The sequence below is a fragment of the Thermosynechococcus sp. HY213 genome, from assembly GCF_031460975.1.
Taxonomy (GTDB): Bacteria; Cyanobacteriota; Cyanobacteriia; order Thermosynechococcales; family Thermosynechococcaceae; genus Thermosynechococcus.
Genome location: NZ_JAVKVB010000010.1, coordinates 18,852 through 40,214, shown reverse-complemented (window position 1 = coordinate 40,214; position 21,363 = coordinate 18,852). Strand labels below are relative to the sequence as shown.

Below are 21,363 nucleotides of genomic sequence, written 5' to 3'. Positions count from 1 at the left end.
GTAGCAGAAAGACCTGAAATTGTTTCGTTGATTGAGGAGGCTAAGAGCAACGACACCGCTACCATCCGACTAGCAGAGCTAGCTAGCCACTTTTATACGGCTGTTCGCGCAGCAGTAGCGGGGAACCCGAATACTCCTGCTTCTGTTTTGGAAACCCTTGCTGAGGATTGGTATGTTTGCGCAGCAGTAGCGGGGAACCCCAATACTCCTGCTTCTGTTTTGGAAACCCTTGCGAAGGAGAACAAACGGGTTGTCCGCATAGCAGTAGCGGGGAACCCGAATACCCCTGTCTCACTCCTCGAAACCCTTGCTGAGGATGAGGATAGGGATGTTCGCAGAGCAGTAGCGGGGAACCCGAATACCCCTGTCTCACTCCTCGAAACCCTTGCTGAGGATGAGGATAGGGATGTTCGCAGAGCAGTAGCGGGGAGCCCCAATACTCCTGTCTCACTCCTCGAAACCCTTGCTGAGGATGAGGATAGGGATGTTCGCAGAGCAGTAGCGGCGAACCCGAATACCCCTGTCTCACTCCTCGAAACCCTTGCGAAGGATCGGTATTGGAAGGTTCGCAGAGGAGTAGCAGAAAGACCTGAAATTGTTTCGTTGATTGAAGAGGCTAAGAGCAACGACACCGCTACCATCCGACTAGCAGAGGTAGCTAGCCACTTTTGTACGGATGTCCGCGCAGCAGTAGCGGGGAGCCCCAATACTCCTGTCTCACTCCTCGAAACCCTTGCTGAGGATGAGGATAGCGATGTTCGTGAAGCGGTAGCGAGGAACCCCAATACTCCTGCCTCACTCCTCGAAACCCTTGCTGAGGATGAGGATAGATATGTCCGCGCAGCAGTAGCGGGGAGCCCCAATACTCCTGTCTCACTCCTCGAAACCCTTGCTGAGGATGAGGATAGCGATGTTCGTGAAGCGGTAGCGGGGAACCCGAATACCCCTGTCTCACTCCTCAAAACCCTTGCGAAGGATGGGGATGGGTATTTTGTTCGTAAAGCAGTAGCGGGGAACCCGAATACCCCTGTCTCACTCCTCGAAACCCTTGCTGAGGATGAGGATAGATATGTCCGCGCAGCAGTAGCGGGGAGCCCCAATACTCCTGTCTCACTCCTCGAAACCCTTGCTGAGGATGAGGATAGATATGTCCGCGCAGCAGTAGCACGGAACCCGAATACCCCTGTCTCACTCCTCGAAGCCCTTGCTCAGGATGAGGATAGATATGTTCGCAGAGCAGTAGCGGGCAACCCGAATACCCCCGTCTTACTCCTCGAAACCCTTGCTGAGTATAGGGATAAGTATTGGCTTTTTGGTCATGCTTAGAGTGGCTAGGTCTTAATCGAGGATAGTCGCACTTTTCCTTGGGGCGTGCGGAGAATTTGGGGCACAGAAATCCATTTCTTGGGGCATTTGTAGGCGCTGCACTGCTGTTTGAGCCATTGGCTGAGTTCCTCAGGGGAGGAGTCTCCCACATAGAGGGCAATGACTTGTTCGCCCCAGAGGGGGTCGGGTGCGCCATAGATATGGATGTCTTGGACAAGGCCACTGTTAAGGAGTAAGGTCTCTAACTCTTCGGGGTAGATATTCTCGCCACCACTGATGATTTTGCGGCTGCTGCGTCCCAAAATGTAGAGGCGATCGCCCCGCCATTCGCCGCGATCGTCCGTTTGGAATATCCCTTCATGGAATAACCCAAGGTAATAGCCAAGGGCAAGGGAGGCGGCCTGAATCTGAATCTCGCCCGTAGGGGTTAAAGCAATCTGAGCATGGGGTAAGACCTGACCACAGGAGCGATCGCCCGCCAAAAATTCCCCCTGCCGTTGGGCACAGATCATGCCAGCAGTTTCTGTCATGCCATAACTGAGACATAGAGGCAAGCGCTGGGTTGCTGCTTCCTCTAATAGTTGCGACCAAGTGGGGCCACCGCCCACGAAAATGCCCCTTAAATCCGCTAGCCATGGCAGAGGGTCTGCAAGCACCTGTTGCAGTTGCCGAGGTACCAGAGACAGCCACAGATCAACATTGGCAGGAGGTGCCGTTTGCCGTAGATCCCGTAGATGGGTACCGAGATAGAGTTCTCCACCACTCCAGAGCGATCGCACCACGGGCATGAGACCACTGACATGGTACAAGGGCAAAATACTCAGACAGTAAATCGCCCCTTGTTGCAAGTGGGTTTGTAGCCCGGCAACAGCTGCCTTGAGGGTCGCGATCGTGTGAATTGCCCAGCGCAACCGCCCTTGAGTGCCGCCAGTGGGAATCAGAATCCAGCCCTGGGGCAATGGTTCTCCAGAGCCTTGGGGGTCGAGGGGGGGCACCGTTCCCCAAGCCATGAAATTCTGGGGTAGGATCGCTGCCACCTGCTGCCACTCTTGGGACTGCCAGTGGGGATTGGCCAGTAATAGGGGCATCCCTGTGGAGAGCGCTGCGAGAAAACCACTGAGAAACGAGAGGGGATCGGGTTCTGCGAGAACGAGGAGAGTGGGTTGTTGCTCTTGGAGTTGCTCTTGATAGTTGGCTAATTGCTCGAGGAGTCTGGCGGTAGCAATGTGCCATTGTCCGTTGTGGGGATACCACAGCCAGTGGGGGGCAATACTCGTAAGGTTTTGTAACAAATTTGTCCTACCCCTCCCTAAACCAATAGGTAAAATCAAAGGATAAAGGAGTGCGTTTAGGAGACAGCAGCCTGACTATTCAACAGATGCAACGGGTAGCCGCAATTGCTGACCCTAGCCTTAAACTAGCATGGACCGCAGCCTATGCCGCCGACGATCGCAAGGGAGTGGATATCTGCCTTTTGGATGTGAGTGGTGTGTCCTACCTCACCGATTACTTTGTGATCATTACGGGACTCTCAAAAACCCAAGTGCGCGCCATTTATCAAGGGATTGAGGAGGCGGCTCTTGAACATTGCCAACGCCAGCCCCAACATATTGAAGGCCAAGCGGAATGTTCATGGGTGCTGATGGACTACGGTGATGTGATTGTCCATGTGCAGTTGCCCAAGGAACGTCAATACTACAACCTTGAGGCCTTTTGGGGTCACGCCCAACGCATTCCCTTTGAGTCACTAGTGACCACCTAGCCGATGCAGCCCTCTTGGTGGCAGTGGATTCTTTTGATCTTGCCACTGGTGGCGATCGCCAGCTTCATCCTCACCGCGGCCTCAATACAAATTCATGCTTGGGGACTGAGTTGGGTCTGGGCAGTAGTCGTGCTGATTCTGCTGCTGTGGCGGTGGGGGGTTGCCCATTGGCTCAAGGGTCAGCCGACAGAGATTGACCCCCGTCCCTTTGATTTGCCAAGAAGCAGTGATTCAGAAACGGCTCAACGCGCCCTGAAGATTCTCCAACACACCCTTGAGCAGAGTCGTCAAGACCCACCCCCTTGGGAAAATTGGCCACTCTTTTGGCAGCGGGCACAAACCCTCGTCAGTGAGATTGCCAAGGTCTATTATCCCAATGCTCAGCGTCCCCTGCTGCAAATCTATGTGCCCCAAGCCTACCGCCTCTTGCGGGACACGATTGATGATGTGGATCGCTGGCTGGAAACCCTCAACCCAATTTTGTCGCGGGTAACTGTGGGGCAGGCAGTGCGCGCCTATGAACTTTCACAGCAGGTGGCACCCGTTGCGCGTTGGGGCTTTACGGCTTGGAATTGGGCGCAGTGGCTCCTCAATCCAAGTGTGGCGATTACCAAAACCTTTACCCAAGAGCAGCAGCAAAAGGCCAATCAAGCCCTGATTGCTAACTTGGGGCTCACCCTGCGGGAACAGGTGCTCAAGGCCTTGGGACTGCGGGCGATCGCCCTCTACAGTGGCAGCCTCACCCAACTGGAATTACCCACCTCCACCCCGCGCACAGATACAGGCACATTACAGGACATTTTAGAGCAGAGTCTGCCCCTTGCCCGTGCCGAAACTGAGCCTGTGAACGTCTTTCTCGTGGGTCGTACCGGCGCAGGCAAAAGTAGCCTGATCAATAGTTTATTTGCTGCCCCCACCACCCGTGTTTCCCCCTTGCCCAACACAAACGAGATCCGGCAATACCGTTGGCAGCAGGATTTGACCCTGTGGGATACCCCCGGCTACGAAGATATTCGCGGTGCCGATATTCAAGCTCGCCTGCGGGAATTACTGCCGCGCATGGATGTAGTGCTGCTGCTGACCCCAGCGCTGGATCCTGCCCTTGCCCCGGACATCACCGCCCTGCAATTGATTCGCCAAGAGGTGAGGGACTTGCCGATTGTGGTGGCGGTCACCCAAGTGGATCGGCTACGCCCCCTGCGGGAATGGCATCCCCCCTACGACTGGCAACGGGGTACCCGTCCCAAGGAAGTGAGTATTCGCGAGGCGGTGGCCTATCGCCAAGAACAGTTGGGCACCTATACGCCCCATATTTTGCCGATTGTCAACGGCACTGAAGAACGCATGGCTTGGGGACTCGATGCCCTCAGTGATACCCTTGTGAATTTAATTGCCCCCGCCAAGCAGATCCGCATGGCTCGCTGGCTTAGCGATCGCCAGACACGGCTTCACGCTGCTTCTCGCCTCATTGACACCTATTGCCACCGCATCACCACCAGTCAGGGCATTACCGATTTGCTCAAGCGACCAGTGCTCCAGTTTCTTTCGACCATGCTCACGGGGTCTCCCGCCGCTGCATGGCTCCTCGCCGAACAACTGCCCCTAGAACACCTGCCGGTGATTCTTTGTAAATTGCAACTGGCCTATGAACTCTACACGCTGTTGCAAAATGCCAGCGATCGCATCGAGGTACCAACGCGCCCCTTTGATCTGAAAACCTTGGCTCCCTTGCTGCTACAACGTCGTAGCCCCCTCAATCAAGACACTTGGGCAACGGGACACACCCTCGTAGAGTTTTGGACACAGCCTGAGCCACCTCTGACGCTGATGGCGCGCTATGAGGACTATTGGCAGCGCTTTGGTATGGTTCCAGAAAAATAGACGAAGATAAAGAAAGGATAAAAACTGTTCATCTCCTCACCCGCCATGACCTCCTCCAATGCCTCCTCCCCCATGGATCGTGAATCAGTTTGGCATGCTCTGAGTGCTGATGAAGTCATTAGCCGCCTGGGGAGCGATCGCCAACAGGGACTGAGTTCTGCAGAAGTGCAACGGCGACAAGCCCAATATGGCCGCAATGAACTCGTTGACAATGGCCGCCGCCCGCGCTGGCAGATTTTCATTGATCAGTTTCGCAATGTCATGCTGATCATGCTGCTCGTGGTGGCCTTCATCTCTGGCACATTGGAGATTCTCGAATCCCTCGAAGAAAACACCATCCCCTTCCCCAAGGACGCAACTGCAATTCTGGTGGTGGTGATTCTCAATGCCATTCTAGGCTATGTCCAAGAAGCCCGTGCTGAAGAGGCACTCGCTGCGCTGAAAAGTATGGCGGCGCCCAAGGTGCGTGTCCTGCGCGAGGGCAAGGTCATGGAAATTGATTCCCCTGAACTGGTGGTTGGGGACATTTTCTTTTTGGAAGCGGGGGTCAAAGTAGCTGCCGATGGTCGCCTCCTTGAAGCGGTCAACCTGCAAATCCGCGAGGCAGCACTCACCGGTGAAGCAGAAGCCGCCAGTAAAAATGCTGCGCAAATCTTGCCCCTTGATACGGAACTGGGCGATCGCGCCAATCTAGTCTTTGCGGGCACAGAGGTTAACCAAGGGCGAGGAGCCGCCATCGTCACCGCGATCGGCATGGACACTGAACTAGGGAAAATTGCCGCTGCCCTGCAAGGGGTGGAGCAGGAACCCACACCCCTGCAAAAACGGATGACCGAGCTGGGCAATCGCCTAGTGGCCATTGCGTTGGTGCTGGTGAGCATTGTCGTGATTGCTGGGGGTCTCTACGATCCCTCACTGCTGCCGCATCTCATTGAAGTCTCCCTCAGTATGGCGGTGGCCGTCGTCCCCGAAGGCTTGCCCGCCGTGATTACCGTCACCCTTGCATTGGGAACACAACGGATGGTGAAACGCCATGCCCTGATTCGGCGGCTGCCGGCCGTGGAGACACTGGGGAGTGTGACAACGATCTGCTCGGATAAAACGGGTACCCTCACCCAAAACAAAATGGTGGTGCAGGCAGTGGCTACTACCTCCTATCGCGCCAAGGTGAGCGGCAATGGCTATGAACCCAAGGGCGACTTTTACGACGCCAATACCGACGATGCCTCAGCATTGTACGAACGGCACCTACTGCTACTGGCAGGGGCACTGTGTAATGATGCCTTGCTCAAACAACACGCAGCCGAATGGGTGATTCTCGGCGACCCGACCGAAGGCTCTCTCCTGCCCTTGGCCGCTAAGGGGGGCATTGATCTGAAAGCATTGCAGGAAACGGCGGAGCGGGTCGCGGAGTTTCCCTTTGATGCCGATCGCAAGCGCATGAGTACGTTCTACCGCAGTGAGTCCGTTCCTGCGATTGCCGCCAAGGAACCCTACTGGATGATTACCAAAGGGTCACCGGAACTGACTTTGGAACGCTGTCAATGGCGGCAGGTGGGGCACGACATTCAACCCCTAACACTGGCCGATCGCCAAGAGATTCTCGCCGAAAACGATCGCTTTGCCGCTCAAGGGCTGCGGGTCTTGGGCATTGCCCATCGCTACTGGTCAGCGCTGCCACCAGCGGAGAGTGTAGATACCAGTGAGCAGGATTTGATCTGGTTGGGGCTAGTGGGCATTCTTGATCCCCCTCGTCCAGAGGTACTGGCGGCCGTCGCCACCTGTCGCACTGCTGGGATTCGCCCGATTATGATTACGGGGGATCATCAACTGACGGCACAGGCGATCGCCAGTCAAATTGGTATCTGTCAGTGGGGCGATCAGGCGCTAACCGGTCGAGACCTCGAAAAAATGAGTCCCGCAGAACTGGATGCAGCAACCCTGACCGTCAATGTCTATGCGCGGGTGTCTCCAGAACATAAACTGCGGATTGTGAAATCCTTGCAACGTCACGGTGAAATTGTGGCCATGACTGGGGATGGTGTGAATGATGCCCCTGCCCTCAAACAGGCCGACATTGGCGTAGCCATGGGGATTACGGGGACGGATGTCACCAAGGAAGCCAGCGATATGGTGCTCTTGGATGATAACTTTGCCACCATTGTCGCCGCTACCGAGGAAGGGCGAGTGATCTACAGCAATATTCGTCGCTTTATTAAATACATTCTCGGCTCCAACATTGGTGAGGTGATCACGATTGCCTGCTCACCCCTACTGGGACTAGGAGGTGTGCCTCTAACGCCCTTGCAAATCCTCTGGATGAACTTGGTGACGGATGGCCTGCCTGCCCTTGCCCTTGCTGTTGAGCCGGGGGATCCCGATGTCATGAAGCGTCCTCCGGTTAAACCCAATGAAAGTATTTTCAGCCGTGGCTTGGGTTCCTATATGATTCGTGTCGGTTTGATCTTGGCGATCGTCGGCATCTCCCTGATGGTATGGGCCTACAGCTACACCGCTGAACATCTGGAAGGAGGACTCGATCCAAGACGTTGGACAACCATGGTTTTTACCACCCTCTGTCTCGCTCAAATGGGTCATGCCCTTGCCGCCCGTTCCAGTACACGGCTGACGCTTGAAATGAGCCCCACCTCCAACCTCTTTGTTTGGGGATCAGTCATTTTGACAACGATTCTGCAACTCCTGCTGATCTACGCCTCCCCTTTGCGACGGTTCTTTGGTACCTATCTGCTCTCGGGAACTGAGCTAGCCGTGTGCATCGGCTTTAGCACCCTTGTCTTTGTGTGGGTGGAGCTAGAGAAACTGGTGTTGCGGCTATTCAACAAAGGCCAAGAACTAAAATTATTAGAGTAGTGTCTCTAGGTTGACTCAGGGTTTGGTTGGATGCGCATTCTCCTCGTAGAAGATGATCCAGAGCAACTAGAGCCGCTGAGCACTGCCCTCTCCCACGTGGGGCATCTGGTGGATGGAGTTCAGGAGGGAGAAACAGCCCAATGGCTGATGCAGGAAAAAACCTATGACTTGCTGATTTTGGACTGGATGCTACCGAAAGTCGGTGGCCTCGAACTGTGTAGCCAGTACCGTCAACAGGGGAAGAGCACACCCATACTGTTGCTCACCGCCAAAGATACCACTGCTGACAAAGTGATGGGGCTAGATGCGGGTGCCGATGATTATTTGATCAAGCCCGTGGATGTGATGGAACTGTTGGCGCGGGTGCGTGCCCTTGGCCGGCGATCGCCCCAATGGCTAGGCGATCAATTGTATCTGCAAGATTTAGTCTTAGATTTGCCCTCAATGACACTCCAACGGGGCGATCGCACGATCGTGCTCTCCACAAGGGAATACCAGTTTTTGGAGTTTTTTCTGCGTCACCCGGGGCAAGTCATTAGTCGCGAACAACTGGAACTGAACCTTTGGGAGTGGGACAATCAACCAGAAAGTAACGCCGTCAGTACCCAAATTCGCCGCTTGCGCCTGCGCCTAGGGGAGCTGGGGTGTGCCGATTGGCTAGAGACCATCTACGGTATGGGCTACCGCCTACAAGCCAGTTCCTAGAACGATGCTGAAGGGATTATGCCTAAAGGTTCAAGGATGGCAGCGACTGCCCCCCACCCAACGGGGCATTGTCATCATTGCCCTACCTGTGTGCTGTCTCTTGAGTACTGTGGGGGTGTTGATTTGGCTCAGTGCTAGCATTGCGGACTACGAAGGATGGGTGCGCCATACGCAACGGGTGCAGCTTGAGGGACGGGAGCTATTAAATCACCTCATTGATGCTGAAACAGGGGTGCGCGGCTATCATCTCACGCGACAGGTGGGCTTTCTCGAACCGTACTACACTGCTGCCGCCCAATTGCCCTTAACCCTTGAGAATTTAGAGGTACTGATCAGCGATAACCCACACCAGTTAGAGCACTTTCGGCACTTCAAATCCTTAGTAGAAGAAACTTTTCACTTGTTAGCACAGCAACTGGAGGACGCCCCCAACCTTTCTCTAGCAGAGACGGAGCAACGACTCTACTTTTATCGGCAATTGGAGCAAGCAAAACAGGCAATGGATCGTTCCCGTGTTGCTATTAACGCCTTCATGAGCGAAGAAGATCGCCTTTTGGCCGATCGCCAACAACATTTAGAGGCGCTGCGGCAGATCAATACCGTTGTGCTCCTATTGGCGGTGGTGGTGGGGTTGGGCAGTAGTGGTTTAGCAATTCATTGGTTTCGCCAACTCTATCAGGAAGTGGATCTGCGGGGACAGCGTCTTGAGGCCGCCTGCGATCGCCTAGCTCGATTTACGGCCAATGCTTCCCACGAACTGCGAGCACCCATTGCAGCAATTCTCAGCCATGCCCAAGTCGGACTCCTGCTGGCTCGACAAGCCCCTGAGCAGTCCCTACCTCGGCTAGAAAAAGTGGCCACGCTGGCGAAGGCCATGGGACAACTGGTAAATGATTTGCTCTTTCTGGCTCGCTATGAGGGGGTATCTCCCCCAGACTTTGCCACATCCTTTGATTTAGTGCCCTTCATCGAGCAAGTCGTCCAAGAATGGCAGGAAACAGGCACAGCTAGTCATCACTTTTATCTCGAAGTGCCATCGGTTCCTATGTTTATTCAGGGCGATCGCGAGATGCTCAAGCAAGTGATTCTCAATCTGCTCACCAATGCTGATCGCTATACCCCCAAGGGAGGCACGATTACGCTTCGGTTAGAACCGCAGGGAAGCTCAGCAGTGATTCACGTCAGTGATACAGGCATGGGAATTAGTGAAGCGGCCCTGCCCCATATTTTTGATTATTTCTATCGGGATGAGCGGGTGCGACAACAGGGCATTAGCGGTTCAGGGCTAGGACTAGCGATTGTGCGCCAAATCGTCCATCTTCACCGGGGCAGCATCACAGTTCACAGCCAAGAGAATCAAGGTTCTACCTTTACCGTCAGATTGCCCCTTGCTCCCTAGGATAGGCTGTCACTTTTACGTCACTTTCACTTGATATTCTCAAGCTGGATCTGGCACAAACCACTGTTCCAAGCGCCAGATCTGCTTACTCAAGTTGAATTGGAGGATAGGATGATGACTCTACGATGGCAACCTCTTGTGGCAACCACTGTTGCAGCAATTCTCCTACCGCTGACGATCGCCCCCGCCGCAATGGCACGTCCCGGCTCTCCTTCATCTAGCTCTGTGGAACGGGAGGCGCGGAGTGCGTTTCGAGACCTCGCCAAAGCGCAATATGAAGGGATGCGGGCAAAGTCCATGAGTGGGGTAGATGCCAGTCTCTTGAGCTTGGGCGATCGCCTACTGGCCTCAGCCCAGCAACTTCAGCAAAGCGGCAACTACTTCCAAGCCAAGGAAACGGCCAAAGCAGCCACCCGTATTTATGAAGCTGCTCGCAACCTTGGTGAGGCTCGCACGGGTCAAGCCGATCTCTCCCGCAGTTACTTTGATGCGCCTTTTCAAGTGAGTCGTGAGTTGACCCGCACCGAAGCAGAAATGGCCTACTTTCGTGGGGGCAATCCCACCGTGCGCGATCTGTTTAGCCGTGCTCAGCAGTTAGCTCAACCTGCCAGCTTGACAGCAGCTGCACCCACCACCGCCAATGTTGCCAGCTTAGCCACCCATCGAGCCGCAGTACAACTCTTGAAGGCCAGTCGCCACCTGATGCGAGCGGAACGCGGTTTCTAAAAGCCCATGACCTTGGCTACGGTTTGCTCAGTGGGTTCAATGTGGCGGTGGAAGCGATCGCTCTGTTGCTTGAGCGCTGTTTCTGGATCCTTGAGACCATTGCCCGTCAGTACACAAACCACCGTGGCACCACTGGGCACCTGATCGGCCAATTTCAAGAGACCCGCCACAGAAGCCGCACTAGCAGGTTCACAGAAGATACCTTCCTCAGAAGCCAGCAGGCAATAGGCATTGAGGATTTCCTCATCGGTGACGGCCTCAAAGGTTCCTTGACTGGCTTCTTTGACAGCGATCGCCCGTTGCCAGTTGGCAGGATTACCAATACGAATGGCCGTCGCAATCGTTTCCGGATGGGTGACAATCTCACCCTTGACAAGGGGGGCAGATCCCGCTGCTTGAAAGCCCATCATGCGCGGCAGGCGATCGCAACGATTTTGCTCACGATACTGGCAAAAGCCCATCCAATAGGCGGTAATGTTTCCTGCATTACCCATAGGGATACACAGCCAATCGGGGGCATTGCCCAAGCTATCCACCACCTCAAAGGCAGCGGTTTTCTGTCCTTCTAGCCGATAGGGATTGACGGAATTGACCAGCGTCACGGGGTAAGTTTCCGCCATTAGGCGCACAATCTCTAGGGCTTTATCAAAGTTGCCCTCAATGGCAATGACTTCGGCACCATACAGGAGGGCTTGGGCGAGTTTCCCTTGGGCAACATAGCCTTCGGGCACCAAGACATAGGCGCGCAGTCCCGCTCGGCGGGCATAGGCGGCAGCAGCGGCTGAGGTATTGCCTGTGCTGGCACAGATCACGGCTTCGGCTCCCGCTTCCTTGGCCTTGGAAATGGCCATCGTCATGCCGCGATCTTTGAAGCTCCCCGTCGGGTTGAGGCCATCGTACTTGACATAAACCGAGACATTGCGGCCAATCCGTGCAGCAATTTGAGGCACGGGAATTAGTGGTGTATTGCCTTCATAGAGCGTAACTACTGGAGTGCGATCGCTCACGGGCAAAAAGTCACGGTAGGCGTGAATCAGGCCATGCCAAGCAGGACGGATGGGGGGAGCAGAGAGTGTTACAGGCACAGGTACGCAGTCAAGAAATATGAATAAATTTGAGGCTGAGGATAGAGCGCAGCCACACAGTACGATAATTTTAGCGATCAGGGGTTGCACTTGCCAATTGCCGCCCTAGGGGAGAGCTACACAATGCGCTTAATTTTGATCCGCCATGGTGAGGCTGTGGGTAATGCCTCAGGTGTCATGTTAGGACGGCAAGATGTGCCCCTCACAGAACGGGGACGGCAGCAAGCCCTTGCCCTGCGGGAAAAACTCCCACCGCCGAATGCCATTTACACGAGTCCGCTGCAACGCTGCCACGATACGGCGATGCTCATGAATCCTCGTCCTGACCTAAAGGTTCAAGAGTTGGCGGAGTTAATTGAAATTGATCAGGGCATTTTCACAGGACTCACGTGGGCGCAGGCGCAGGCGCAGCATCCCGATCTCTGTGAAAAACTTGAAGAGAGTGACTACCTGATTCCCGTACCAGAGGCAGAGTCAATGGCCATGGCCTGGCAGCGGGCAAAACAGGCTTGGAAACAACTCCGACGCCACAGGGATGAGCAGTGTGTTTGGTGTATTAGTCATGGCGGCTTTTTGCAGTGCCTGATTAGTGTTGTGTTGGGGAGCGATCGCCTGTGGGGGATGGAAATTCCCCCCGCTGCTTGGTTTGACTTTTCAGTACGAGTGGATTTAGATGGCCGCTTTGAGGCAGAAAATATCCGCTGGTGGCGCATCAATGCCTTTAATCAGTGCTCCTAGACGGCCAGCTCAGGCTAAGGTTGTTAACAAACCGCAATTTGCTCGATTGGCATCAAGATCTGCGAGCGGCGGAGGGTCGCGATCTTGGGGTTGGCACAGTTAGCTGCGGAATCCTGACCCAGCAATGGTCTTCAAATTCGTTGCCTAAGCGAAAGCGTTGAAAGGTTCCTTGGCTGCTCTGACGATCAATCCAGATGGGCAGGCTAATGAGACCTCGATTGTCTTTAATGAGCCAGCGGATCGAGCCATCGTTGTCCCGATAGGGGCGTACACCATTGACCAGTGCCCACGACTCCCCCAAACTCAGGCCACCAAAGCGGGAAATTTGCTGGGGTGTGGTGAGGGCGATCGCCAGCCGATCAACCAGCTTCAGTGGTGCATTTTCCTCACTCGAATCAACTTTGACAACCACTTGCACATCTGTGAGCAGTTCATGGTGATTCGGCTTGGAGAATTTACTCGTGGAATAGGTGCCGAGGCGATTCTTACTGAACTTGTGATGCCGCTGTTTGCGTAAAATTCGCGAAATGGGCGGGTCAGCACCAACGATACCAATGGCCAGTTTGACACCCCAATGTTGATCCAAATTCTCTTCACCGATCAGGGAAAGGAGCATGCCATAGATCGTGGAGGGGGGTGGATAGCGGTAGGTCTCCTTAAAGTCACGGGCAAAGCTGCGGGGAAAACTGGTACAGGGACAATCAATGTAAAGTTGCATTAGACAGGTACCTCAAGCTTGAGTTGTTGCTTTAATTGTTCTTTGGCGTGAGCGATCGCTTCTTTGACCCCGCGATAGACCTGAACCCCTAACGCCTTTAACTGCTGACCATAGGGGGTATCGGCAATCTCACCGCCAACGATTAGCTCATCAGCCTTCACATCCCCCACTTCCACTAGTCGCACTAGCCGCGGGCAGCCCACCGATTCGCCAATGCGCTTAAACACGTCCATAATCCAAGGACTCGGATCATCGGTTATCCGAAGCACAATGGACTCTGGACGAAAGTCGTACAAAAAGCGGGCATGGTTACCGCCCACATGACGGACAGCGCCAATAGCATCCAAGGCGAGTAGTGCCCGTTTCGGTTTCTTAAGACTTTCTGGCGTGAGGGCGATCGTGTATTGATAAGCAGTGCAGTGTACTTCGGTGCTATGAATCGAAGTTTTTCCCTTTTCGCCGCCTTTAGAACCAAAGGCAATATCCCCCCAATAGGGATCCAGACTCATAGCGCGACTAATTTCTAGGGCACCCCGCCGTTTGGTCGTGGCATCTTCATTATCCTTCCCCTTTTTGGCGTCCATGTAGCCAAACAAGTCATCATCAATATATTTCTCAGCACTGAACTTTTCATCTTTGAAGCTATATCGATCGGTTTCAGGGTTAAATGTACGGTTGGTCTCTTTTTCGTAATGGTTTTGAAAATACTCCCGCAATCCCCAACGGATCGCTTCTGCACTCACAGTAGTGTATTGATCATTGCCACGGGTGATTTTTTGCAAAGTTGAGAGGGTGCTGCCATCCCCTTCCCCGCGGTTGTTGGCTGCGACAGCAGTGGTCGTTACAATTGTTGCAAAAAGATGTTTCGTCATTGTTATTTCTCCTGAATTAGAGACAGAAACTATTCATCGGCGAAGGAAAACATTTCATCTTCTGTGACATCCCCTTCAGCCATTGATTCCAAGGGGATATCGACACCGTTGAGAGAGTCTCCTTTCTTACTGCGGTAGGTAGCGATCGCCAGCAGTACCAGATCTCTTGCTCGCCGCCAGTTTTCCTCACGGTGAATCCAGTGAACAATTTGCGGGCCCTTATCGCGAGCGGCCTTGCTGCGAAACTGGCTTAGGAAATCCACCAATGCAGTAGCAAATTCCTGTTGCGTACTCGGACGTTGGAATCGGTAGATGACCTTATCGGTCACTTGCCCATAGTCTAAGTTGCGACCTTGCTTTTGAGCCTGTTTGAATTGCCCAGACAGGTATACGCTAAAGGCACCTTGGACCACCTCAAACAGCACTCGCTCATCAGGATTCAAGTATTCAGTCATTTTTACCAACCCTTCACGTTCATAGGCCTTATTACGTTTGTAAAACTCAAAGAAACCTGCATACCAAGGCTGACCTCCAATTAAATTGTCACAAATCCAAGGCAGTGCTTTAGAAAGAGCTAACCAAGTTTCACCATTCTCCTTTTGTCGCACGTGCGCAGGAAAAACTTGGCGGGCGACTTCATACAATTCGAGGACTTCATCCGTAACTTCGACGCGATACACTGCCTGTTTCAAATAAGCTTGCTGGGCATCCCAGACTTGCTTCCCCAACTGGTAAACCTCGCAGTAGTGCCCGCCAAACTGCTGACTCTCTTCTATCGCCTTCTCTTGCAGTAGAAAGTGCAAAGCAGATTCACCAGCGCCACTGCTACGAAAGTCTCGATAGGTGCACCCGGACATCGCCCGACGGCGCTTAACCCAGTGCTTTAGATTTTGAACTTCAGGAACCACCAGTGCTGAGCGGGCAGAGAGCTTGCCACCAACAGTTTGGGGAGGAAGTTGGTAGTAGCCACAGGCAAGGGGCAAAAAAAGCAACGCCAGAAAGCCCTGCGGCGATTCTTGATAGGGACCATTGACAAAACATTCCACCAGTCCGGGCAGATGATTTCCCTTCAGGGGAATTTCTTTCTTGAAGGCTCCCTTATTGTTAAAGGCCTCCTTGATGTCGCTGGTGTAATAACAGCTCTCTAGGGGCTTCACCTCAATCGAGATCTCTGGTTGATCCGGCTCAATTAAGAACGTGCGAGTGACAGAAGTGTTGCTGAGTTTGCGCTGCGTATTGTGCTGGAGGAATGTGGTGAGTACCCCTTGGGTAAACGTGTATTGCCCCTGTGCATCAAGCTTGAGGGCAGGAACCTCTAGATAGCCTTGGTGATTAATCTGATAGGTTTGCTTTAGCAGCCATGTCACAACCTTTTGATCACTGTCTTTCCATGTCAACTCAACTGCTTCATCAGTAATGTTCCACGCCAATGGAGCATCATTGCGTTGGTTCTCCAGTTCAGATAAGGCTAGAGCCAATCCTGCAACCCCTGCGCGATGGGGGAGGAGGAAATTAGGGTCAAAAAGGGACAGGGTAAACTGACTCAAAGCTCACTCACCTCCTACTTAGGTTCAACAGCACCCAGTTCTGGGCAATAGCGCCACTGCTCTCTAGGGGCAATGAGATAACCGCTCTTATGGCGCTGCCAACCTTTGATGTTCTTAGTAGGGAGGGGAAGGGTGTAGCGCGGCAATTCACTCGACTTCAGTGGGGCAATTTTTTCCAGCTCTTGTTCGAGGAGTGCAGTAATGGTATAGCCTGCTTCACGCAAGGGAGCAGAGTAGGTTTGCCAGCGACCGTCTAGCCAGATGCAGTGCTCCTTTGGCTTGGTGTTAATATTCACTTGCTTGAGCCAGTCTGACAGTTGCCTTTGACTCACATCTTGTTTTTTGAAGGCGCGTGCCAGTGCCCAGCCTGCCTCTAAGTCCCCTTGCTTATAGGGAAAACCAACGTTTTCGTCAGGGTAAAAGAGAGCATCACAGGAATGACCACAGTATTGGCGATTTAGTCGCCCCAATCGCTGAATTAGCCCTGCGGGATCCGCCACTTGAGTCACAAGGAGGGTTGCAGATAGATCCAAAGACATTTCTGCCACTTGGGTCGTAATTGCTAGAACAGCTTGATCTTGCTGGAAAGCCTCCACCACGGCACGATGGTGTTTCACCCGATCTTCATAGCGAAAGCGACTGTGATAAAGGAGAGGCGTCAAGCCCCTCTTTTTTGCCTCTTGGTAGATGGCGATCGCTGTATCGACCTGATTGCAAACCCACAGAACTCTACCGCCTTGGTCAAGTTCTTGCTGAACCCGCTCCCAATCTGGCTGTGCTAGCTCATGGAAACGATAGCGGGGCAGGTCTTCTAGCGTTTGAGGGCCTTGAATTATTGCAATTTCCTCTGCCACTGCCTGCTGAATCGCCGCCACCTGCGCCGGTAGAAATGAGGCAGACATCAGCAAAATCGGCGCTTTAACAACCTTGAGAAATCGCAGTAAGGCACCAAAGAGAGCATCGTCATAGCAATGAACTTCATCAAAGACGAAAGCAGCCTTGGCAAGAGCTGGAAAGCAGTACAGGGGACGGCGATGACATTGCAGGAGTCCCAAAACGGTATCCACAGTGCAAACATTGACCTTTGCCCCCCAAGCCTTGAAGGCTTCTAATTTCTGAGCGGCCTCATTAACCGCTCCATCACCATTGTCTTCTTCTTCTCCTGTGCAAGCCAACTCCAAATCAACAGCCGACCGAGAGTGCAACAGCTCTGACTCTACTTGGTTATGAACATAGCCCAGAAAGCCCTCAGTGCTGGTGCCGGTTGTTGGATAGCAGAAAAATAACTTGCGTCCAATGCCGTGGCGGAGCGCCCAATTATAAGCCCCCAAGGTTTTGCCGGTACCGCAACCTGCCCGTGCCAATGTTACCCGTTTCGACTTGTCTTTAAGATCAATCTGAAATGGGCGCAGTGGATATTCCCCCCGACGCGCATCAATGACCTTTTGTAAATCAGCTTCCGTGAGGGTATTCTCTAGCTCTGATCGAATCCACTCCTGAATATTCGTTGAAACCTGCGCCGAGGCAGAACCAATGGCATCTGCTGCAATCAGTAGCGCTTTAACAACGGCAAGAAACGCTAGATCTGGTTCCCATTCGATGAAAGCATTCAAGACTTCGTTACGCTTATCTTTGATTGTTTTAATATCCCATCGCGATGAGAACGCAAAAGGAGGAATGATTTGAGGCAGCCCTAGGGTTCTCACCCCATAGCGAAGCAGCTTGTGGAAGGAAGGATGATGGACATACCAGTACAGGTAAGGGTCGCCACTGCCCTCGCGGATCTCCCCCAGTGCACCGGTGTTTCGCCCCTGCTGACCGCCTAATTTGAGGTGATGTCCTCCTGCTGCGGCGATCGCTGTCATCAAGTCAGCGTTGGGGCATTGGCCAAGCCAGTTTCGGAACTCCCACGCCAGCAAGACAGACCCCACTTCATGACGGATAAGTTGTGGGTATTGCAAGGGGTTCTGTTGAGGCTGCACGGATGGATTTGAAGCCCTGAGCGGGTACCTGACCACCCCTTGAAATTGGTGATTGGCCTTACCCCAGTCGTGTAAATAGGCTGCCAGCCGTGCCGTTGCCCGCAGGGTTTCCCTAGTGTCGTTGCTAAATCCAAACTGCTGGAGCAACTCTGTGCCCAAGGCATCAACCAAAGTGGTAATTGACTTCACAACCGCCGCGGTATGACCAGCTAAATGATACGTTCCTCTCCAGTCGGCGCTGCTTGGGAGTGAAGATTTTGCCAACAAAATATCTGGGTCTAGTTTTGGGAGTGGAGAACTAGGCGGCATCTGTTTCCTCCTTGACCGGGTAAAACCAGCCGCAGCCAAAATGTCTTCGTCCTCCTAATCCATGCCACTGCAACTTTAGAGAATCTTCAGGAGTTAAATCTTCAACAATCACACGGTAGCCTACGACTTTTTTCCCTTTCACTTGAATCGTGCGCCGTGCTAAATCACCATTCGGATCAGAAGGAATAAATACCTTTCCCTGAATGCCTAAATGAGTTAGGCCTTTTTGACAAGATTCCAAAAAATAGCGGGGCACTTCTAGGTGATCAATTGCTTCTAATTTGAAAGTGACTAGGCGAGCTGCGAGGGTTCCTGAAGGCTCTGGCAATGTAATTCGAGGTTGCACAAGGCGAATCAGATGCCCCTGAATATCCAACACTTGGTTCTGGAAAAAGCGATACCACGTCTGCACTTGATCTGTAGGACAGCGAAGGCGAAAGCGTGAAGCACGATTTAGATAAATCATTCCCTCACCGTTAGGAATTCCAGCAATACTACTAAGGCGAAGATCACTTGGTATATCTGAAGGTAGATCTGGCCGCCCCGATTGTTGCAACTGTTTTTTAATAGCAGAGTACAAGGCATAGCCATGATCTGCTGGCAGTGTTCTTCCACGCAAGCTGTAATGGATTTCAAGAAAGTGATTGTGGCTAGTCATAACGCTATCTTATTATCCCCGCCTAATCTGAATGCTTTCCCTCAACTATGGGTCTCTGGAGCACTGCCAAGGGTAGCCACTGTCTAGTTTCAAGAATCATGCTAATGGATGGCTTATAGTTGTCAACTTACGAAAATTTTAACTTCTACTGTAGGTAACCACAAGGAGCAAAAAAGCTTTTGGATACAAATTTTTATTTTTATTCAAGAAAGTTAACCAACCACTGGGCTAGCCCACAGCGCTAGGAGTAGAGGCACTATTAATCTTGTCCACAACGTCCTCTGGCAAAAGTGCTCAACGCCTTACGGCATCAAAGGTAGAGGCACCAAGAAAGGAGCCACTCAATGACCGTCGCTATTCAGTGCTCAACGCCTTACGGCATCAAAGGTAGAGGCACATCCCAAGTGAGAGCAACAGCTTCTCCCAGTCGAGTGCGTGCTCAACGCCTTACGGCATCAAAGGTAGAGGCACATTGGGAACTAGCAGTTTTAGGTGCTGCTGTTCCTTGTGCTCAACGCCTTACGGCATCAAAGGTAGAGGCACAATTACAATAAACCGTTACTTAAATATTCAAAAAAGTGCTCAACGCCTTACGGCATCAAAGGTAGAGGCACATTGGGAACTAGCAGTTTTAGGTGCTGCTGTTCCTTGTGCTCAACGCCTTACGGCATCAAAGGTAGAGGCACTTGCAACATTTAACACGATCTTTGAGGGTGCGGACAAAGTGCTCAACGCCTTACGGCATCAAAGGTAGAGGCACCCCGCGGAGGCTCCCCTCCCCTATGCTTAGAAATGTGCTCAACGCCTTACGGCATCAAAGGTAGAGGCACTCCAAAGTAGGGAGCGTGTTAAGTAACGTTTCACGCTCGTGCTCAACGCCTTACGGCATCAAAGGTAGAGGCACAAGCCAAGAGCAAGAGCCAAGAGCAAGCCAAGAGGTGCTCAACGCCTTACGGCATCAAAGGTAGAGGCACTTACGACGCTGCTGAAGCGCAGCGTTTTGGTTTAGCGTGCTCAACGCCTTACGGCATCAAAGGTAGAGGCACATTTGACTTTATTGATCAGCCGTCGGGGCGGCGGAGTGCTCAACGCCTTACGGCATCAAAGGTAGAGGCACAGGTTAGCCGCATTGCAGTTTTCAAGCATCGTCTTGTGCTCAACGCCTTACGGCATCAAAGGTAGAGGCACGGCTTTCGACGGTTTATTTACTGCCCCAAATTTGTGCTCAACGCCTTACGGCATCAAAGGTAGAGGCACGCCCATGGTTCAGTGTGCCTAAAAACAAATCCTTGTGCTCAACGCCTTACGGCATCAAAGGTAGAGGCACGATCCGCTTTTTCTTGTCAATTACTTGTGGTTTCGTGTGCTCAACGCCTTACGGCATCAAAGGTAGAGGCACACTTAGATAACCACATAATCAGAATTAACAAGTGCTCAACGCCTTACGGCATCAAAGGTAGAGGCACGATCCGCTTTTTCTTGTCAATTACTTGTGGTTTCGTGTGCTCAACGCCTTACGGCATCAAAGGTAGAGGCACACTTAGATAACCACATAATCAGAATTAACAAGTGCTCAACGCCTTACGGCATCAAAGGTAGAGGCACCCCTAGCAGGGCAAAAGCGGGGCAAAAGCATGAGGGTGCTCAACGCCTTACGGCATCAAAGGTAGAGGCACGGGGACCATTATAGTCGTGTCTTCCCCATAGAAGGGGGGTGCTCAACGCCTTACGGCATCAAAGGTAGAGGCACTTGGATCGGTCGTGACGGAACAATCACAACCGAAGGTGCTCAACGCCTTACGGCATCAAAGGTAGAGGCACTTGGATCGGTCGTGACGGAACAATCACAACCGAAGGTGCTCAACGCCTTACGGCATCAAAGGTAGAGGCACTTGGGATTGTTCCCAACATTTTTAACATTAAAAGGTGCTCAACGCCTTACGGCATCAAAGGTAGAGGCACTAAATTCGGAAATACAGAAATAGGATATATTTCTTGTGCTCAACGCCTTACGGCATCAAAGGTAGAGGCACTATTGCCCATTTCTAGAGCGCTTGACAAATCAGTCGTGCTCAACGCCTTACGGCATCAAAGGTAGAGGCACCAGAGTCTCTAAGCCCATCGGTAACGCCATAGGCCAGTGCTCAACGCCTTACGGCATCAAAGGTAGAGGCACCTGGGGCAATCTGGGGCAATCTGGGCGTCCTTCTGGGGGTGCTCAACGCCTTACGGCATCAAAGGTAGAGGCACTCTCGCTGCGGTTTGGTTAAAGCAACCCATTTAGTAGTGCTCAACGCCTTACGGCATCAAAGGTAGAGGCACTATGGAGAAACAATAGCAATATAAGACTAACTGAGTGCTCAACGCCTTACGGCATCAAAGGTAGAGGCACACGTTGCGAAAATTTTGGGCTAACCTAGGCCTAGTGTGCTCAACGCCTTACGGCATCAAAGGTAGAGGCACGGCCTTTCCTTCTTGGCCTTTCCTTCTTGGCCTTTGTGCTCAACGCCTTACGGCATCAAAGGTAGAGGCACCCGACCAAAATGCTCTGCAAAGTATTAATGCCTCTCATTGGGTGCTCAACGCCTTACGGCATCAAAGGTAGAGGCACCCGACCAAAATGCTCTGCAAAGTATTAATGCCTCTCATTGGGTGCTCAACGCCTTACGGCATCAAAGGTAGAGGCACATGGTAGGGCGGGACATTTATTTACCCATTCCGTGCTCAACGCCTTACGGCATCAAAGGTAGAGGCACCTGCAAATTTGAGACTTACCCATACGTG

General features: G+C 52.7%; 15 protein-coding genes and 1 CRISPR repeat array (1 of these 16 cut by a window edge). Of the genes, 8 read left to right on the top strand and 7 right to left on the bottom strand.

Annotated features, from left to right (window positions below; all coding sequences use genetic code 11):
* Positions 1-1,326, top strand: a 1,326-nt coding sequence (locus RHK62_RS05340) for a HEAT repeat domain-containing protein (RefSeq protein ID WP_310453406.1), incomplete at its 5' end; no start/stop codon positions are given.
* Positions 1,327-1,331: 5 nt separating this feature from the next.
* Here RHK62_RS05340 and RHK62_RS05335 read toward each other — a convergent pair.
* Positions 1,332-2,618, bottom strand: coding sequence for an AMP-binding protein (locus tag RHK62_RS05335; RefSeq protein ID WP_310453405.1), 1,287 nt, complete (start codon positions 2,616-2,618; stop codon positions 1,332-1,334).
* A 50-nt stretch (positions 2,619-2,668) separates the two neighbouring features.
* Between RHK62_RS05335 and rsfS the strand changes: the two genes are divergently transcribed.
* From rsfS to RHK62_RS05305, 6 genes are all read left to right on the top strand, one after another.
* On the top strand, positions 2,669-3,088 hold the full coding sequence (gene rsfS, locus RHK62_RS05330) for a ribosome silencing factor (protein ID WP_206201339.1): 420 nt from the start codon (positions 2,669-2,671) through the stop codon (positions 3,086-3,088).
* A gap of 3 nt (positions 3,089-3,091) precedes the next feature.
* Positions 3,092-4,969 (top strand): GTPase, encoded by a 1,878-nt coding sequence (locus RHK62_RS05325; RefSeq protein WP_310453404.1) that lies wholly within the window; start codon positions 3,092-3,094, stop codon positions 4,967-4,969.
* A 45-nt stretch (positions 4,970-5,014) separates the two neighbouring features.
* A complete protein-coding gene (locus RHK62_RS05320; RefSeq protein ID WP_399375808.1) occupies positions 5,015-7,840 on the top strand; it encodes a cation-translocating P-type ATPase in 2,826 nt (941 codons plus the stop codon).
* A 30-nt stretch (positions 7,841-7,870) separates the two neighbouring features.
* On the top strand, positions 7,871-8,545 hold the full coding sequence (gene rppA, locus RHK62_RS05315) for a two-component system response regulator RppA (protein WP_302679012.1): 675 nt from the start codon (positions 7,871-7,873) through the stop codon (positions 8,543-8,545).
* A gap of 4 nt (positions 8,546-8,549) precedes the next feature.
* Positions 8,550-9,944 carry an ATP-binding protein gene (locus tag RHK62_RS05310; RefSeq protein ID WP_206201336.1) on the top strand — a complete coding sequence of 465 codons (1,395 nt, stop codon included), beginning with the start codon at positions 8,550-8,552 and terminating at the stop codon, positions 9,942-9,944.
* Between the two features lie 111 nt (positions 9,945-10,055).
* Positions 10,056-10,670, top strand: a complete 615-nt coding sequence (locus tag RHK62_RS05305) for a hypothetical protein (RefSeq protein WP_302679011.1) — start codon at positions 10,056-10,058, stop codon at positions 10,668-10,670.
* Here the strand turns inward: RHK62_RS05305 and thrC are convergent.
* The gene (gene thrC, locus RHK62_RS05300) at positions 10,667-11,755 is read right to left on the bottom strand and encodes a threonine synthase (RefSeq protein ID WP_206201334.1); all 1,089 of its coding nucleotides are present in this window, start codon (positions 11,753-11,755) and stop codon (positions 10,667-10,669) included. The genes RHK62_RS05305 and thrC overlap by 4 nt on opposite strands.
* Before the next feature lie 123 nt (positions 11,756-11,878).
* Between thrC and RHK62_RS05295 the strand changes: the two genes are divergently transcribed.
* A complete protein-coding gene (locus RHK62_RS05295; protein WP_206201333.1) occupies positions 11,879-12,493 on the top strand; it encodes a histidine phosphatase family protein in 615 nt (204 codons plus the stop codon).
* A gap of 52 nt (positions 12,494-12,545) precedes the next feature.
* Here RHK62_RS05295 and cas5 read toward each other — a convergent pair whose 3' ends face one another.
* The 5 genes from cas5 to cas6 are packed head-to-tail and all read right to left on the bottom strand — an operon-like array spanning position 12,546 to position 18,579.
* Entirely contained in the window at positions 12,546-13,211 is a 666-nt protein-coding gene (gene cas5, locus RHK62_RS05290) for a CRISPR-associated protein Cas5 (RefSeq protein WP_302676603.1), read from the bottom strand.
* The gene (cas7i, locus tag RHK62_RS05285; RefSeq protein WP_310453403.1) at positions 13,211-14,083 is read right to left on the bottom strand and encodes a type I-B CRISPR-associated protein Cas7/Cst2/DevR; all 873 of its coding nucleotides are present in this window, start codon (positions 14,081-14,083) and stop codon (positions 13,211-13,213) included. The genes cas5 and cas7i overlap by 1 nt, the downstream gene beginning before the upstream one ends.
* A 29-nt stretch (positions 14,084-14,112) precedes the next feature.
* Complete coding sequence (cas8a1, locus tag RHK62_RS05280) at positions 14,113-15,630, bottom strand: type I-MYXAN CRISPR-associated Cas8a1/Cmx1 (protein ID WP_310453402.1); 1,518 nt, start codon at positions 15,628-15,630, stop codon at positions 14,113-14,115.
* A gap of 14 nt (positions 15,631-15,644) precedes the next feature.
* Positions 15,645-17,921 (bottom strand): CRISPR-associated helicase Cas3', encoded by a 2,277-nt coding sequence (cas3, locus tag RHK62_RS05275; protein WP_310453401.1) that lies wholly within the window; start codon positions 17,919-17,921, stop codon positions 15,645-15,647.
* Positions 17,911-18,579: a type I-MYXAN CRISPR-associated protein Cas6/Cmx6 gene (gene cas6 / locus RHK62_RS05270; protein WP_310453400.1), complete on the bottom strand. Its 669-nt coding sequence runs from the start codon at positions 18,577-18,579 to the stop codon at positions 17,911-17,913. Before cas6 ends, cas3 begins: the two co-directional genes overlap by 11 nt.
* Before the next feature lie 221 nt (positions 18,580-18,800).
* Positions 18,801-21,363: direct repeats of the CRISPR family, unit length 36 nt; unit sequence GTGCTCAACGCCTTACGGCATCAAAGGTAGAGGCAC; it runs 1,473 nt beyond the window's last position.

Excerpts from the sequence above, each read along its gene's own strand:
- RHK62_RS05325 (WP_310453404.1), top strand. The coding sequence starts at position 3,092 with ATGCAGCCCTCTTGGTGGCAGTGGATTCTTTTGATCTTGCCACTGGTG.
- RHK62_RS05320 (WP_399375808.1), top strand. The coding sequence starts at position 5,015 with ATGACCTCCTCCAATGCCTCCTCCCCCATGGATCGTGAATCAGTTTGG.
- rppA (WP_302679012.1), top strand. The coding sequence starts at position 7,871 with ATGCGCATTCTCCTCGTAGAAGATGATCCAGAGCAACTAGAGCCGCTG.
- RHK62_RS05310 (WP_206201336.1), top strand. The coding sequence starts at position 8,550 with ATGCTGAAGGGATTATGCCTAAAGGTTCAAGGATGGCAGCGACTGCCC.
- RHK62_RS05305 (WP_302679011.1), top strand. The coding sequence starts at position 10,056 with ATGATGACTCTACGATGGCAACCTCTTGTGGCAACCACTGTTGCAGCA.
- RHK62_RS05295 (WP_206201333.1), top strand. The coding sequence starts at position 11,879 with ATGCGCTTAATTTTGATCCGCCATGGTGAGGCTGTGGGTAATGCCTCA.
- cas5 (WP_302676603.1), bottom strand. The coding sequence starts at position 13,211 with ATGCAACTTTACATTGATTGTCCCTGTACCAGTTTTCCCCGCAGCTTT.
- cas7i (WP_310453403.1), bottom strand. The coding sequence starts at position 14,083 with ATGACGAAACATCTTTTTGCAACAATTGTAACGACCACTGCTGTCGCA.
- cas3 (WP_310453401.1), bottom strand. The coding sequence starts at position 17,921 with ATGCCGCCTAGTTCTCCACTCCCAAAACTAGACCCAGATATTTTGTTG.
- cas6 (WP_310453400.1), bottom strand. The coding sequence starts at position 18,579 with ATGACTAGCCACAATCACTTTCTTGAAATCCATTACAGCTTGCGTGGA.